This window comes from Bradyrhizobium sp. KZN70725 (genome assembly GCF_055264925.1).
Genome location: NZ_JBUYWT010000052.1, coordinates 43380 through 55967 on the forward strand (window position 1 = coordinate 43380; position 12588 = coordinate 55967).

12 protein-coding genes and 2 pseudogenes are annotated in these 12588 nt (G+C 59.8%); 7 read left to right on the plus strand and 7 right to left on the minus strand.

The annotated features are described in order from the left end of the window. Positions 1 to 194: 194 nt before the first annotated feature. The 3 genes and pseudogenes from ACZBJS_RS33390 to ACZBJS_RS33400 form a co-directional block, all read right to left on the minus strand. Positions 195 to 1053: pseudogene (locus ACZBJS_RS33390) on the minus strand (aldehyde dehydrogenase family protein). Next, on the minus strand, positions 1023 to 1316 hold the full coding sequence (locus ACZBJS_RS33395; protein WP_463439790.1) for an aldehyde dehydrogenase family protein: 294 nt from the start codon (positions 1314 to 1316) through the stop codon (positions 1023 to 1025). Before ACZBJS_RS33395 ends, ACZBJS_RS33390 begins: the two are co-directional and overlap by 31 nt. 670 nt (positions 1317 to 1986) lie before the next feature. After that, positions 1987 to 2763 carry an AraC family transcriptional regulator gene (locus ACZBJS_RS33400; protein ID WP_316398723.1) on the minus strand — a complete coding sequence of 259 codons (777 nt, stop codon included), beginning with the start codon at positions 2761 to 2763 and terminating at the stop codon, positions 1987 to 1989. Positions 2764 to 2935: 172 nt separating this feature from the next. On the opposite strand from ACZBJS_RS33400, the gene ACZBJS_RS33405 reads away from it, so the two are divergent. Further along, a complete protein-coding gene (locus tag ACZBJS_RS33405; protein WP_316398722.1) occupies positions 2936 to 4087 on the plus strand; it encodes an HlyD family secretion protein in 1152 nt (383 codons plus the stop codon). Next, positions 4077 to 5678: a DHA2 family efflux MFS transporter permease subunit gene (locus ACZBJS_RS33410; RefSeq protein WP_316398721.1), complete on the plus strand. Its 1602-nt coding sequence runs from the start codon at positions 4077 to 4079 to the stop codon at positions 5676 to 5678. The genes ACZBJS_RS33405 and ACZBJS_RS33410 overlap by 11 nt, the downstream gene beginning before the upstream one ends. A gap of 407 nt (positions 5679 to 6085) precedes the next feature. On the opposite strand, the gene ACZBJS_RS33415 is transcribed toward ACZBJS_RS33410, so the two are convergent. After that, complete coding sequence (locus tag ACZBJS_RS33415) at positions 6086 to 6433, minus strand: winged helix-turn-helix transcriptional regulator (protein WP_316398720.1); 348 nt, start codon at positions 6431 to 6433, stop codon at positions 6086 to 6088. Positions 6434 to 6485: 52 nt separating this feature from the next. Here ACZBJS_RS33415 and ACZBJS_RS33420 point away from each other — a divergent pair, with 52 nt between their 5' ends. The 3 genes from ACZBJS_RS33420 to ACZBJS_RS33430 all read left to right on the plus strand — a co-directional run bounded on the left by ACZBJS_RS33420 (position 6486) and on the right by ACZBJS_RS33430 (position 8945). Further along, entirely contained in the window at positions 6486 to 7184 is a 699-nt protein-coding gene (locus tag ACZBJS_RS33420) for an NAD(P)-dependent oxidoreductase (RefSeq protein WP_410469815.1), read from the plus strand. A 680-nt stretch (positions 7185 to 7864) separates the two neighbouring features. Next, a complete protein-coding gene (locus ACZBJS_RS33425; RefSeq protein WP_463439792.1) occupies positions 7865 to 8686 on the plus strand; it encodes an ATP-binding protein in 822 nt (273 codons plus the stop codon). Positions 8687 to 8714: 28 nt separating this feature from the next. Then, complete coding sequence (locus tag ACZBJS_RS33430; protein ID WP_463439791.1) at positions 8715 to 8945, plus strand: hypothetical protein; 231 nt, start codon at positions 8715 to 8717, stop codon at positions 8943 to 8945. A 97-nt stretch (positions 8946 to 9042) separates the two neighbouring features. On the opposite strand, the gene ACZBJS_RS33435 is transcribed toward ACZBJS_RS33430, so the two are convergent. Continuing rightward, positions 9043 to 9612, minus strand: a complete 570-nt coding sequence (locus ACZBJS_RS33435; RefSeq protein WP_316398718.1) for a peptidase S14 — start codon at positions 9610 to 9612, stop codon at positions 9043 to 9045. A gap of 144 nt (positions 9613 to 9756) precedes the next feature. On the opposite strand from ACZBJS_RS33435, the pseudogene ACZBJS_RS33440 reads away from it, so the two are divergent. After that, positions 9757 to 9873 (plus strand): annotated as a pseudogene (locus ACZBJS_RS33440) (SANT/Myb-like DNA-binding domain-containing protein); the annotation flags it as partial. Between the two features lie 73 nt (positions 9874 to 9946). On the opposite strand, the gene ACZBJS_RS33445 reads toward ACZBJS_RS33440, so the two are convergent. Then, positions 9947 to 10132, minus strand: coding sequence for a hypothetical protein (locus ACZBJS_RS33445; protein WP_316398749.1), 186 nt, complete (start codon positions 10130 to 10132; stop codon positions 9947 to 9949). Between the two features lie 285 nt (positions 10133 to 10417). Here ACZBJS_RS33445 and ACZBJS_RS33450 point away from each other — a divergent pair, with 285 nt between their 5' ends. Continuing rightward, entirely contained in the window at positions 10418 to 10615 is a 198-nt protein-coding gene (locus ACZBJS_RS33450) for a hypothetical protein (protein ID WP_229184635.1), read from the plus strand. Between the two features lie 1403 nt (positions 10616 to 12018). Here ACZBJS_RS33450 and ACZBJS_RS33455 read toward each other — a convergent pair. After that, positions 12019 to 12240, minus strand: a complete 222-nt coding sequence (locus tag ACZBJS_RS33455) for a DUF3606 domain-containing protein (protein ID WP_316398717.1) — start codon at positions 12238 to 12240, stop codon at positions 12019 to 12021. Positions 12241 to 12588: the final 348 nt, after the last annotated feature.

The window sequence follows — 12588 nt, forward strand, 5'->3', positions numbered from 1 at the left end:
CTGACGCTTGATCGCTTCGTTACCGTGGAACACTGTCCGGAAAGAGTGTGAAGCAGTTTTCCGAAATGATCATACTCAAGGAGCTAAAGCGCGATGACGATTCAACCTCTTCACATCGCGCTTAGTATCTCCTCGTTGAACAACGAGGAGACAGCAATAAGTGTCGCGGGTTCACCGGCGGCGGCGATACAAGGTCAATAAGCGATGCAGACGGATTTGGAGCGAGTATACGCCTCGACGCCGGCCCTTCCCATCTCGACTCCAATACCTGAGCACTTTTGTCCACCGTAGGACATGTTTGGGTCGATCAGGCCATGAGTATTAATGTACATCAGACCCGAGTTAACTCTGCTCGAAACTTCCATCGCGCGGCTGATGTCACGTGTCCAGACACTGGCCGCTAAGCCGTATTGCGTACCATTGGCCATTTCCACCAAATCATCAACATTGTCAAAGGGACATGCAACCAAGACCGGACCAAAGATCTCCTCCTGCACGACGCGCATACGATGCGACGCGTCCACCAGAACAGTGGGAGGGAAAAAATAACCGTCGCCGAGGTGGGAGGACGGCCGAGTGCCACGATTGCTCCCTCCTCGACGCCGATGTCGACGTATTTCGACACCCGCTCCAGCTGTCGGGCCGAAACCAAGGACGTAATTTCGGAGTCCGGGTCCAATCCGGGCCCCATTTTCATGCTCTTTCCGAGTGCGCAGACCGCCTCGACCACGCGATCGAACGCACGCTTTTGAACGTAAGCCGAGATCCCGCAGCGCAGACCTGACCAGCATTGAAGAATATCACGCTTGCGGCAGACTTTGCGACCTGGTTCACGTCAACGTCATCGAATACCATGAAGGGTGACTTTCCGCCGAGCTCAAGAGAGACGGGATTGACGTTCGCGATTGCCGCCGAACCAACCAGCTTGCCTACAGCCGTTGATCCAGTGAACGTGACCTTGTCGACGCCCGGGTGACGCGAGAGGGGCGCACCTGCTTGCTCTCCAGTTCCAGTAATTACGTTCAGGACGCCCGGAGGCAACTCTGACTCCAAACGAAGCTCGGCGAAACGCAGCGCCGGTCCATCGAGAAGCCCACATCGATCGCCCGAGCTGCGACGATGTTCTTGCCTTGGTTGATTGCCTCGAGCTGAGCCAGTTCCTCGGCATGTTGCTCCAGTTTCAACGCAACACGAAGTAGGGCATGCTCGCGTTGAGCCGGGGTCATCTTTCCCCAAGGGCCTTGCAGCGCATCCCGGGCCGCTCGAACGGCGGAATCGATCTCGCCGGCTCCCCCTGCCAGGCACGTGCGCGACAACCGATGCCGATGCTGGATCGCGCACAGCTATCAGTCCTCGATCGGTTGAACCGACGCGCTGATCTCCTATGACGTGGCCATGAGGTCTGTCGAGAAACGCCTGCGTAGTCGCGAGCAGATTGGTAAGCGCCACCTTTTCCTCCCGCTGATGTGCATCTTCGACACGATAGCGACGATTGCGATAGAGGAATGCTTCGGGCGCGCCGCTCAATCCCGCCGAACTGTCAATTGCCCATCAAGCTTGATCTCATCGGTGTCCAAAAAGAGGTTGGCTGAATGTAAGGCCGAACTCGCTGGCTTTAGCACATTCACGATGTCCGCCTAGGTGCTGGTGCGATGATCAACAGAACCTAATTTCTGCCGGCCGCGGCCTTACTTGTTTGTTCAACGAACCGGCGACCATGCGTTGGGCTCGACTCCTTGACTCGCCGAGACTAGATCTAGCCCGATCTTTTCCGCACCGCCTGTGATGTAGAGATAAGTTCCCGTCTCTGGTAAACCCAGCCTCGCCGAGATGCAGCGGCCGTGGATCACGAGCGTCAGCTGATCTTCGTCGTGGAAGTGAAACGCCGAGCGTATATGGACAGGCTACGTTCCACCAAGCATATTCCGCCCGCCGTGCCAATGTCGCCAAGGTGTCAAAGCTGTGGCCGGCATGGTCCCCATTTTCCTACGCGAGGTCGTCCAGATACCGGCTGGGCGCGACGCCGAATGTCTTCTTGAACATGGCTGCGAACGCACTCGGGCTCTGATAGCCGTGTTCGAGCGCGACTTCGAGAATCGACGTGCCGGCAGCAAGGCGTGGCAGGCTGAGCAGCAGCCGCATCCGCCTCCGCCATTCACCGAAACTCATGCCGAGCTCGCTGTGAAACAACCGCGCGAGCGTGCGTCCGCTCATGGCGAGACCGCCTGCCAATTCCTCCAGCGTCGCCGGCGCCGAGGGATCGGCGATCAGACGCTCGCACAGCGTTGCCAAGCGGGGATGTTGAGGCATGGGAACATGCATCGACAACCGCCGTGCCGACTGCACCTCGTCGAGGATAAGCTCCATGATCCGGCCGTCGCGACCATACGTGTCGTATTCGAACGGAATGCGCGTTGCCGAGACAAGCAGCGCCAGCAGCAGCGCCGAGACCTCGATCACCTCACACGTTGACGGCAGGCCTGGACGGGCGTCAGGCGCAACGAACGCCGTCCGCATTTCGACCTGGCCCGAAATGCGGATGGAATGATCCATGCCGGCCGGCATCCAGACAGCACGGCCGCTTGGAACGACCCAGCTTCCTTGCGGACATCTGACCGTCATGACGCCGGCGATCGCATGCACGAGCTGGGCCCGCGGGTGATGATGGGGAGAAATGAACTCGCCATCCATATGGCTGCTGGCCATCGCCGCCACAGGGCGTGGGGTCAGTTGGCAGGCTTCATGGGTGCGCTCGATGTCCATTTTGCGATGATTATTGTCCAATGAGGGTGCGCAAGACAAGCGTTCCGGGTGCTAGGCATCCGTCGCGACGCCAGCGGGCGCTCTGAGTGTTCCGGCACCTTGCGGTGCAGGCCGACGAGAGGCGCGGAGCCGTTGTCGTTCGCCCTCCATCCCAAGTTCGAGCCACCAGCAAATGACCGAAGCCACATTCGATACCGCGCAGCCCCAATCCCAGACAGAACGCAGGCGAGGGCGGACCGCGCGCCGCTTCGTGCCGCATATCGCGGGCGCAACGGCCGGCGTGCTTGCGCTCGGCTATGGTCTCCATTGGTGGCTCGCCGCCCGCTTCATCGAGACGACGGACAACGCCTATGTCCGCGCCGACGTGGTCGTCATAAGTCCGCGTGTTGCGGGCTACATTGCCGACGTCGCGGTCAGCGACAATCAGGGCGTTCATCGCGGCGACCTGCTGGCGCAGATCGACGACGCAACTTATCAGGCCCGCTTCACCCAATCCCGAGCGTCAGTCGCGGCCGCCCGTGCCGACATCGAGGTCGAGACCGCTGCCATCGCAACGCTCGATGCGCAGATTGCCGAACAAGGGAGCCTCATTGTCGAGGCTGAGGCACGGTTTCGGGCCGCGGAAGCCGATGCCCGGCGTGCCACTCTCGAGTTGCAGCGCCAGCAGATCTTGGCACAGCAGCAGATCAGCACGGTCCAGCGCCTGGAAAACGCCGAAGCCGATGAAAGGAAGACGGCCGCCACCCAAGCGGGTGCGCAGGCCGCCCTGGGCAGCCAGCGCGAGCACCTGGCGGTCCTGACGGTGCAACGTCAGGGCAAGGCTGCCTCCCTGGACAAGGCGAGGGCAGCGCTGCAGCAGGCCGAGGCCACGCTGGAGGTGGCGACAATCGACTTGGCGTCTACAGCCATCCGGGCCCCGACTGACGGCGTCGTCGGGCAGCGCGTTGCCCGTCCCGGGCAATATGTCGAACCGGGATCGCCGCTGCTCGCCGTGGTGCCGCACGCAAGCTACGTGGTCGCCAACTACAAGGAAACCCAGGTGAACCGCATCTCGATCGGCCAGCCGGTCGAAATCGAGATTGATGCCTTCGCAAGCGAAGCACTGCGCGGCCATGTGGACAGCTTCGCGCCGGCCTCCGGCGCCCAGTTTGCGCTGCTGCCACCAGACAACGCCACCGGCAACTTCACCAAGATTGTCCAGCGCATGCCGATCCGTATTGTGATCGATCCGGACCAGCCGGATCGACAACGGCTGCGCCCCGGTATGTCGGCGGTGACCCGGATCGACACCCGCCGGACGGAGCATCACGACCATGCCCGGTAAGCCATCGGCGCCCGGCGGCGGGCCAGACGACGCGCAAGTTTCGTTGCGCGCCTGGGTCGCCGTCATCGGCGGCGTGTTCGGCTGTTTCATGGCCGGCATGAACGTGCACGTTACCAATGCATCGCTGCCGGACATCAGAGGATCGCTCGGCGCTAGTTTCGAGGAAGGGTCGTGGATCACTACCGCGTATCTCGTCGCCGAGATCATCGTCATTCCACTGACCGGTTGGCTGGTGGCGGTGTTCACCATCCGCCGGGTGCTGGTGATCGGAACCGTGGGCTTTCTAATCTTCTCGGTCGCCTGCTCACTCGCTCCGAACATTGCAGCGATGATCGTTGCGCGTGCGCTGCAAGGAGCGTTCGGCGGTGTTCTCATTCCGCTTTCCTTCCAACTGATCGTTACCGAACTGCCCCCTGCGAAACATCCGCTCGGCATGGCGTTGTTCGCTGTCGCCAACAATGTCGCCCAAGCGGCGGGTCCCTCGATCGGCGGCTGGCTGACGGACGCCTATTCCTGGCGCTGGATCTTCTATCTGCAAATTCCACCCGGGATTGCCTTGCTGGCCGCCATCCTGTGGTCGATCAACCCACAGCCGTTGCAGACCAACAAGCTGCGCAACGGCGATTGGGCCGGAATCCTCACCATGGCGATCGGATTGAGCGCGCTGCAGATCGTGCTCGAGGAAGGCGGGCGAAAGGATTGGTTTGCATCGTCCGAGATCACCACGATGATGCTGATTGCCGCCATCGGCCTGCTGACATTCGTCGCGATCGAATTGTGGCGGAGCAATCCTTTCATTAATCTTCGCCTCCTGGGGCGCTATAATTTCGGCCTCGCCAGCCTCATGCAATTCGCCTTCGGCGCTGTTGTGTTTGGCGTCGTCTTTCTGGTGCCTAACTACTTTGCCGAGCTTCACGGCTACAACGCCAGCGAGATCGGGCTGGCCATGATCCCCTATGGACTGGTCCAGTTCGCGATGTCGTTCGCAGCTCCGCCGCTGATCAAGCGGACTAGCGCGCGGTCCGTCATCATTCTCGGCTTTGCCCTCGTCGCGCTTGGATGCTTCATGAACATCCACCTCGACGCCAACGCCGCGAGCAACGTGATCATCCCATCGTTGATCGTGCGCGGCATCGGCCAATCGCTCGTCGTGGTCGCCCTATCGGTGATGGCGGTGCGCGGCATCGAAAAATCGCAGCTCGGTTCTGCATCGGGGTTGTTTTCCACCGTCCGCAACGTCGGCGGCGCCATCGGGATTGCGATCGCCAGCCAGATCGTGGTCGAACGAGAAAGACTCCACGCCATGCGAGTGGGCGAGACGGTCACCGTTTTCAGTCCGGAGACACGAGAGCGGATCATCGCTCTCGTCCGTCGGTTCAGCGGGACGCAGATCGATGGCTTCGATGCAATGCACGCAGCGTCGGCCGAACCGTTTCGCCAGCAAGCATTGCAAGTGTTGGATAGCCTCGTCCACCGCGAGGCGCGGCTGCTGGCCTACAGCGATACCTTCCTGCTGGCAGGGATCGCGATGGCCCTCTGCGTCGCCGGCGCCCTCGCCCTGCGCGGTGGTCCACCGAGCAGCAAAGCATAATCGGATATTGCCATCAGGCCGGGGACAATGAAGTGGGAGTTCGCCCCCTTTAGGTGGTCGGAGGCCGATCGATCTGCTGAGGAAGGGCGAAATCAAGTGTGGCGCAGGTCCAGGTCATGAAGTGTGTCCGCCTCGTGAAGGCGGGCGAGGCCGACCTAGCCGGAGCAATCCTCTTGCGCCAAGTCGACGCTTCGTCCCGGCTCGACATTCCGGGAAACCCGGTGTTCGGCACCAACCCAAGCGTCTTGCCGCATATCGTTGAAGCGATCTTGAACCACGTAAGCGGCCTCCGCGCGGGCGTAGTTGGGGTATACAATCGGGCTCGTTCCCAAGCCAAAATGCATGGTCAGCGAGGTCCCCCTCGACGCCAGGAGACCGGCCCACGGAGGCCCGCAAAAAGCACGAACTTATGAACGTCTTGCGCGCCGCTCGTCCGCCAATGCCGCACCGAAGATGCCGAGCGCGCGGAAAGGAGCTTCAATCTCACGCCCGAGCGCGGTCAGAGCATAGGCATTGCCTGAATCGATCGTGATCGATTTGACAAGACCGGCGCTCTGCAGTTGTCGCAGATTCCGGGTGAGTTCCTTGGCGCTAATCCCCTCGATGCTCTCAAGCAGCCTGTTGTATCGCTGGGGCCCATCAAGCACGAGCGTGCGCAGGATGTGCAGCTTCCAGCGTCCACCAATGGTGTTGATTGCCAAGCCCAGAGGACAGGAAGCGGGATTGCCGTCCCAATGGTCCTTCAGTGCATCCAAACTTACCTCGTGGTGCGTTGCTTGACTGGCGCCGGCTCGGCAGGTTTTCCGGATGAAACCCGAAGTTCATAGCACATCCAGGGAGCGTCTCGAAAGGACGCGAGCACCACGAAACCCGGTCACGGTAGCGGTCCTTGGCGCAAGCGGACGCCTCGGTCGTTTCGTGGTTCAATCCCTGTTGGTGGAAGGGCACTGGATCAGAGCTCTTGTCCACCGACGTCCTGTAAACACCAATTGTTCGCGCTTGGTGCTCATTCACGGCGATGCTCACGATCCCGTGTCTCTCCTCCAGCTGTTGACCGGCGCCGACGTGGTCGTCTCAACCCTCGGCAGTGCCGAAGCCGAAGTGGCGGACGTCTGCACGGCTGCGGCAGTCAATCTAGTTCTGACCATGCCACAACTTCGGCTGTCGAGGCTCGTCGCCACGACTGGCTCAGCAACACGTGAGGACCGAGAGATTGGCGTGGAGCACCCCCACCTCCTCGCTCGCCGTGCTGCCCTTATGCCTCAAATGTCAGACCTAATCCTGGACGGAGAAGCGCAGATGCGAGCGCTGGCCAGCTCCAATTTGGCTTGGACCATCATTCGGCTCCCTCGCATGGTGATGGATTACACGGGACGGGCTCGACTTGCCTCAGCCCCGGCAGCACCTTGGGAGGTGGTCGGTTACGGCGCTGCGGCGACAGCCATCGTCGCCGAGCTTTTCGGATCAAATTGGGCTCACCAAGCCCCTTTTGCCGTGCCAACCTAGAGCCACGCCTCAGTGTTCTGTACCACAAACTTAGTGAACTCGTCGGCTCGCGGTCGGCGATGTCTAGGACGGTTGGGCTCACGTTGGCCGCATATCCCTCGCTAATCGCCCTCTGGTCTCGCAGTAACATTTCAGAGGACAGCGCCGGGCTGATCGCATTTCGCTTCGTGGGCCGGTTCAACGTGACCCACGCAACACTTGCGGCGACCTCGACAAGCACGTTCTCGTACGTCTGATCGCGATCTGCAGTCACAGCATCCTCCAGCGATTCTCATACCCAGCGACCCGCGCTCCTCGCCACAATGAGGAACTAGCGGCACGTTCGTTTCAGTTCGGGTAGCCGCTCGCCGCCCCGCTACGGAAGCCGGCTGGCACGAATTGGGCTTATTCGGCACTCGAATGATGCAACGGATGGCCCAATGCCCATTTCCGGCACATCGCGAGACCCACTATTTCGGAGTCCTGTTTTCCTATCGAAGCGCAGCCTAACTCGAGACGTGCCTTGGTAGTTCGTCAAAAGCCGCCGTTCGAAGCAATCCCTCGCCGGCGAGAAATGGTCCGCGAGTAGGTTCAAATCCTGGACGCGCAACACCCACACCCACAGACTGCCGACGCTCGCAATTTTTGAGAGATTAAGGTCATTCACCTCGACGTAGATACGGACGTCGCGCTTCGTCACAATCGTGGGCGCAGGCGGTGTCGGCAAGACGACGCTCGCGATCGCAGTCGGTCATCAGTTGATGGAAAGCTTCGATGGAGCCGTAGTTTTCGTAGATTTGAGCATGGTGAGCGATTCCGGCCTGGTAGATATCATCGTTGCTTCCCTACTGGGCTTGTCGGTGCAATCGGAAAATGCGGCGCCCAGTATCGCTGCCTTTCTACGAGATAAACGAATCTTGCTCATCTTGGATACCTGTGAGCACCTCGTGGAATCGGTTGCAACTTTCGCATCTGCGATTTTTGCGTCTGCGCCGAAAGTCCATCTTCTGGCGACAAGCAGAGAGGCGCTGCAGGCCAACGGGGAGCATGTCTATCGGCTCGACGCCCTTGCCTACCCTCCTGAGGGCACGGGGCTTACTGCGGAAGTAGCCCGGACGTTTCCAGCAGTCCAACTCTTTGTCGAACGTGCACGCGCCAGCGGAGCACAGTTGCATTTCAGTGACGACGAGGCGCCTGTCGTTGCAAATATGTGTCGCAGGCTGGATGGCGTTGCTCTTGCGATCGAACTCGCGGCCAGGCGGGTGGAGGCTTATGGTGTGCACGGCACCGCGGAACTGCTGGATCAGCGGCTGGCGCTGTCGTGGCTCGGACCAAGAAGCGCGCCGCTACGTCGCCGTCAGCTCCTTTTGGTCCCGCCCGTGAGTTGCGCCGTTCGGCCTTTTGAGGAGAGACATTCATGCTCCACCCGCCGAGATCGTCTGCCGGATCGAGCGCAGCGCCATCCGGCCGGCGGATCCCTGCATCAGGTATCGAAAGGAACAGCTGGGAGCAACCCGAGTTGATTCCGGGTGAGAGGCTAGGAGCACTCCCGTGCCCGTGACAATGGCATGCGCCAAAGATCTCGAACTCATCGCACTGCGCGAAATCCGCAGTCTCCCAGGCGGAGAGTATGTCTGCCACGTCGAAATCAACCCCTCCGGTACTGATTGGACTTTGGTGCCCGTCATGCGTGATGGCGCTGATCAGGCGCAGGACCTCATATCGGCAAAGACCACCGAACTGAGGCTGAAGCAGCGGTACTCGGTCCGATTCGATTGGTAAGCGACACGATTTCATTACAGCGTCCCGCCGAGCAGGGACGGGCGAAGCCCCTACGCGAGGCCTCGCTGGTACCACGTTGTCGCGTCGTTTCGGGGCGTTACAGAACTGTCTCGATCAGACCCAGCGTCTTCGCCTCCTGCGCCTCCAAATACCAGTTTGATGGCGCTTTCTGCATGACCTCATCGATTGTCACGTTCGAGCCCATGATTAGATTTTGAAAGCCCTCATTCTGTATGGCGATCGAGCATTCGATTTCGTTGAGCGTCGCCCTGACAACAGCAATGCATGTTGTTAAAGGGCCATCGATCACCAAGGTTTTCGAAAGCTTGCGTTCATGGATCATCAGTCGCGTGCCGCGCGCGAGGTATCTGTTTGGCCGCGCAAAGAAGCTCATGAACGTAACGCCCGCCGAATAAATCACAGCCTTACCGAGGAATACGAAGCGGCGTTGCGGCTCCATCTCACTCGCGAACCGCACGTCCTCCCCCATCATTCGGGCGACCTCGGGGTCGCCTCCCAGGGTCGACAGTTCGATCACGACAAGGTCTTTGTCGGCCGCGTTGTCGAACTGCGTTCGAAAGGCGGTGTACATATTATAGTCGACAATGCCAGAGAGGCTTATGGCCGGAGACTTGAAGGCAGTGGCCGGTAGCGTTGCGAGTTGCATCTAACAATCCTTTTGCGGCTTTGGTCTCTGACTACATGCAGATGCCGTACCGGTTCCCGATCGGCCGGCGCACCGGGCAGACGCGGCTCCAGGAATCTGCAATTACTAGTGGCATTTCATCACGGAACTATTTGGAGAGTTCCCATGCCGGCAGGATCGTGCTCCGCTGAGGAAGAGCAAAAGCTATTGCAATTGATCCGGGAGACCGGGCTGACACAGCGCGAGATCGCCCAGAAGCTGGGTCGTACCGAGGCGGCCGTCAGCGCCCGACTGGCTATCATCCGCAAGCTGATTGCGAGTAACGGGAAAACGGGAAATAAGCTGAAGGGTTCAGCTAGTCGCGCCGATCGTTCAGCTTCTCTTCCACGTTATGCGAAGCCGCGAGGGCTGCTTCGCTCGCAGCCAGGACGCGATAACTGTGCTCCATCCGCTCAAGAAAATGGCGAGTGAACGTGTCGTCGGCGGTCTCTTTGGCCCGCCGGTAGTGTTCAGCCCTCTCCAGATAATCGTCCACACTCATGACCGGAAAAATTCATCAGCCTCCGGAGCGTTCCTGAGGGCCAGCAGGGGCATCCGGCGGCCCGATGAAGGTGCAAGCGCACCTCGCCGCCGTGTGCCATCCTCGCAGGTAAGCCGAGCAGCCCTTCGTCCTGCCTCTCCGATTGCCGCTTATTCCCACGATGACCTTCCGCCCAAAACCCTCCAGCGCAAGGTTTTAAGGAACGACTAGCTCTGGGAAGAGGTTGAGCTCACACGGCTGTAAACTGCACAGGTGCGCTGGACTAGGATGTACAAAGACGCGATCATGGACGAGCTGAGGCAGATTGAACTCGACGTGGTCGAAGGTGAAAGGCGGCTCGCTGAGCTTGAGGCGCGGCTGATCGAATCGAAGCGGCTGAATGAAAACGTCACCAAGGTTGAAGCCGAACTCGAAGTGATGCGCAAAAATCAGCTTGACAGAGAGCAGAACCGGCAACGCCTGCTTTCACTTCTACACCCCTAGAAGGCATTGTTTGATGACCCCCCAAGAGCGCAAGGACATGCCTTGGATTTTCGCCGCCGCCGCTTTGGCTTTCGTCGTCGCGGCCGTGGCGGGAGGAATGACCTATTTTCATTGGCCAGATCGGGTGCCTGCAAGGCACCGCCCCGTTCGTCTCACGTTCGGCAACCAGCTCATAGTTCGGGCGCAGTTCTCTTGCAGATGTTTTCAAGCCGAGAATGTAACTCATAAAGATCTGCCGGCGACGCTACTACAGTCGCCGCTCAAAGATCGGCCCCAGCGCCCCGGGGAGAGCGCTGAGGCCGATGGTCGTCCCACCCCTCAACCCGACCGCTGTTGCAACGCCGCAAATTGCCACTTGTTCCCGAAACGAGAACGGCCCCAGCGACGGGCAATCGCTGGGGCCGTGGGTGACGCCTGAGGGGTGGCGAGCGTCACCAGATGAGGAGACAGATCACGCTGACGACAAGCGCGACGGACGAACCAGCCGCCAGCCCGACGAAGCCGTACTCCACACCATCCATGTGATTGAACTCGAACATGGGGCTTAGTCTCAGGGGGATGGTGGTTCCCGCATTTACCTATGCATGGCAACAAGACTACTTGTTGCTCTGTGTAATCGCCCGAATTTCCCGGGTGGCTCAGACTGATCGCATGTCACCATTTGAAATGATGCAACTTGCTGAAGCTTAGGCAATGGCCGGACGGCCTGACCAGTCGAACTGGACGCGCTTCCATGAGGTTGCCGATAACTGGAGAAATGTTGCTTGCCAGGTCGAGGCTCTTCAACAATCTTCCGTCTACCGGATGATCCGGCGTGCCTCGCATCCACAGGCCGAGCCATCCTTCGGGTGGTTCTGCCGCATTCATCCAGGTTAAGTAAGCGGCGCTCGCGCTCGATAATCTCTGCCGCCTTGACCAGCCAGGATAGAAGCGATGAGATTCGCCGGCATGCTTCACTCGGCCGCGGATAAACGGATTGGCCCTAGACTGCCCCGTCGCGGGCGCCCGCCCGGCTAAATCGATGTTCGCAACGTCGGTCCAGCTATGCCGGCGTCGGGCCAAGTGTTCACTATTGAACCGAGCCGCCTAGCGATTGCGAGGACCGCTCTGATTGAGCGAGATCCTCACGCGTCTCCGCTCCTCGGTCTTTGTCGGGAGGGGCATACCAACGGCACGCGCTCGCTCGAAAACAGAGTTAATCGGTCGCTTCAGCGCAACCGCTATGCGGTTAGCACTCGCCCGAGAGACAATCATAGCTTTTAGTCTCTCGATTTCTTCAGGTGTCCATCGTCGATGACGCATTTGCTTTCGCTAATTGGGGCCTTTGATTCACAAAGCGGCTTTGATGCCAGTGAGGCAAAAACAGAGCCCCGCTATGGGCGGCTCCTTCGTCCCCCCACAGGTTAGCGTGACCTCGACCGCGTCGCGCCTAGAGACTTTTTCATTGCCAATCCGAGGCGCTTCTCAACTCGATTCCGGCTATTGCCGACCTTCTTGACCGCCTTCTTCCCAGAGGCGGCAGACTTCCCGGTCTTCTTGGCCTCATAGCTCACCTCGTAGTCCTGCCCACCAGCGACACGAGCCCTATCCTGCTTGCGACCCCGCACCGTCTGCTTCTTCGCCATCTTGGCCTCCCTGTTAGTGAAGGCCAACGCAGGTTAGGATCGCCAGTTCCAAATGCGGACCTCGATCGACGGAACGATTGCGATCATGCCCGTTTGAATCAGCTCATTGTTTGTGGAGTTGCGTTGTGGCGTTTCAGCGGAGGAAGCCGGAGGCGATCGGAGCGAAGGCACTCTTCCCCGGCTTCATTGCGTATTTCGCAAAAACGGGACAGCGGTTTCGCTAACTGACGGACAGCAGTTTCGCTAACTGACGGACAGCAGTTTCGCTAAATCGCGGACAGCGTGGCGGCGCTGGCTTTTGGTTGCCTGGTTGTTGAAGTCAGTTGATATTCGTTTCGCTGTTTTCGA

What these genes read in the sequence shown, in the direction of transcription:
- ACZBJS_RS33410 (WP_316398721.1), top strand. Translation starts at nt 4,077, where the DNA reads ATGCCCGGTAAGCCATCGGCGCCCGGCGGCGGGCCAGACGACGCGCAA.
- ACZBJS_RS33450 (WP_229184635.1), top strand. Translation starts at nt 10,418, where the DNA reads ATGGACGAGCTGAGGCAGATTGAACTCGACGTGGTCGAAGGTGAAAGG.
- ACZBJS_RS33435 (WP_316398718.1), bottom strand. Translation starts at nt 9,612, where the DNA reads ATGCAACTCGCAACGCTACCGGCCACTGCCTTCAAGTCTCCGGCCATA.
- ACZBJS_RS33455 (WP_316398717.1), bottom strand. Translation starts at nt 12,240, where the DNA reads ATGGCGAAGAAGCAGACGGTGCGGGGTCGCAAGCAGGATAGGGCTCGT.
- ACZBJS_RS33420 (WP_410469815.1), top strand. Translation starts at nt 6,486, where the DNA reads ATGAAACCCGAAGTTCATAGCACATCCAGGGAGCGTCTCGAAAGGACG.
- ACZBJS_RS33445 (WP_316398749.1), bottom strand. Translation starts at nt 10,132, where the DNA reads ATGAGTGTGGACGATTATCTGGAGAGGGCTGAACACTACCGGCGGGCC.
- ACZBJS_RS33405 (WP_316398722.1), top strand. Translation starts at nt 2,936, where the DNA reads ATGACCGAAGCCACATTCGATACCGCGCAGCCCCAATCCCAGACAGAA.
- ACZBJS_RS33400 (WP_316398723.1), bottom strand. Translation starts at nt 2,763, where the DNA reads ATGGACATCGAGCGCACCCATGAAGCCTGCCAACTGACCCCACGCCCT.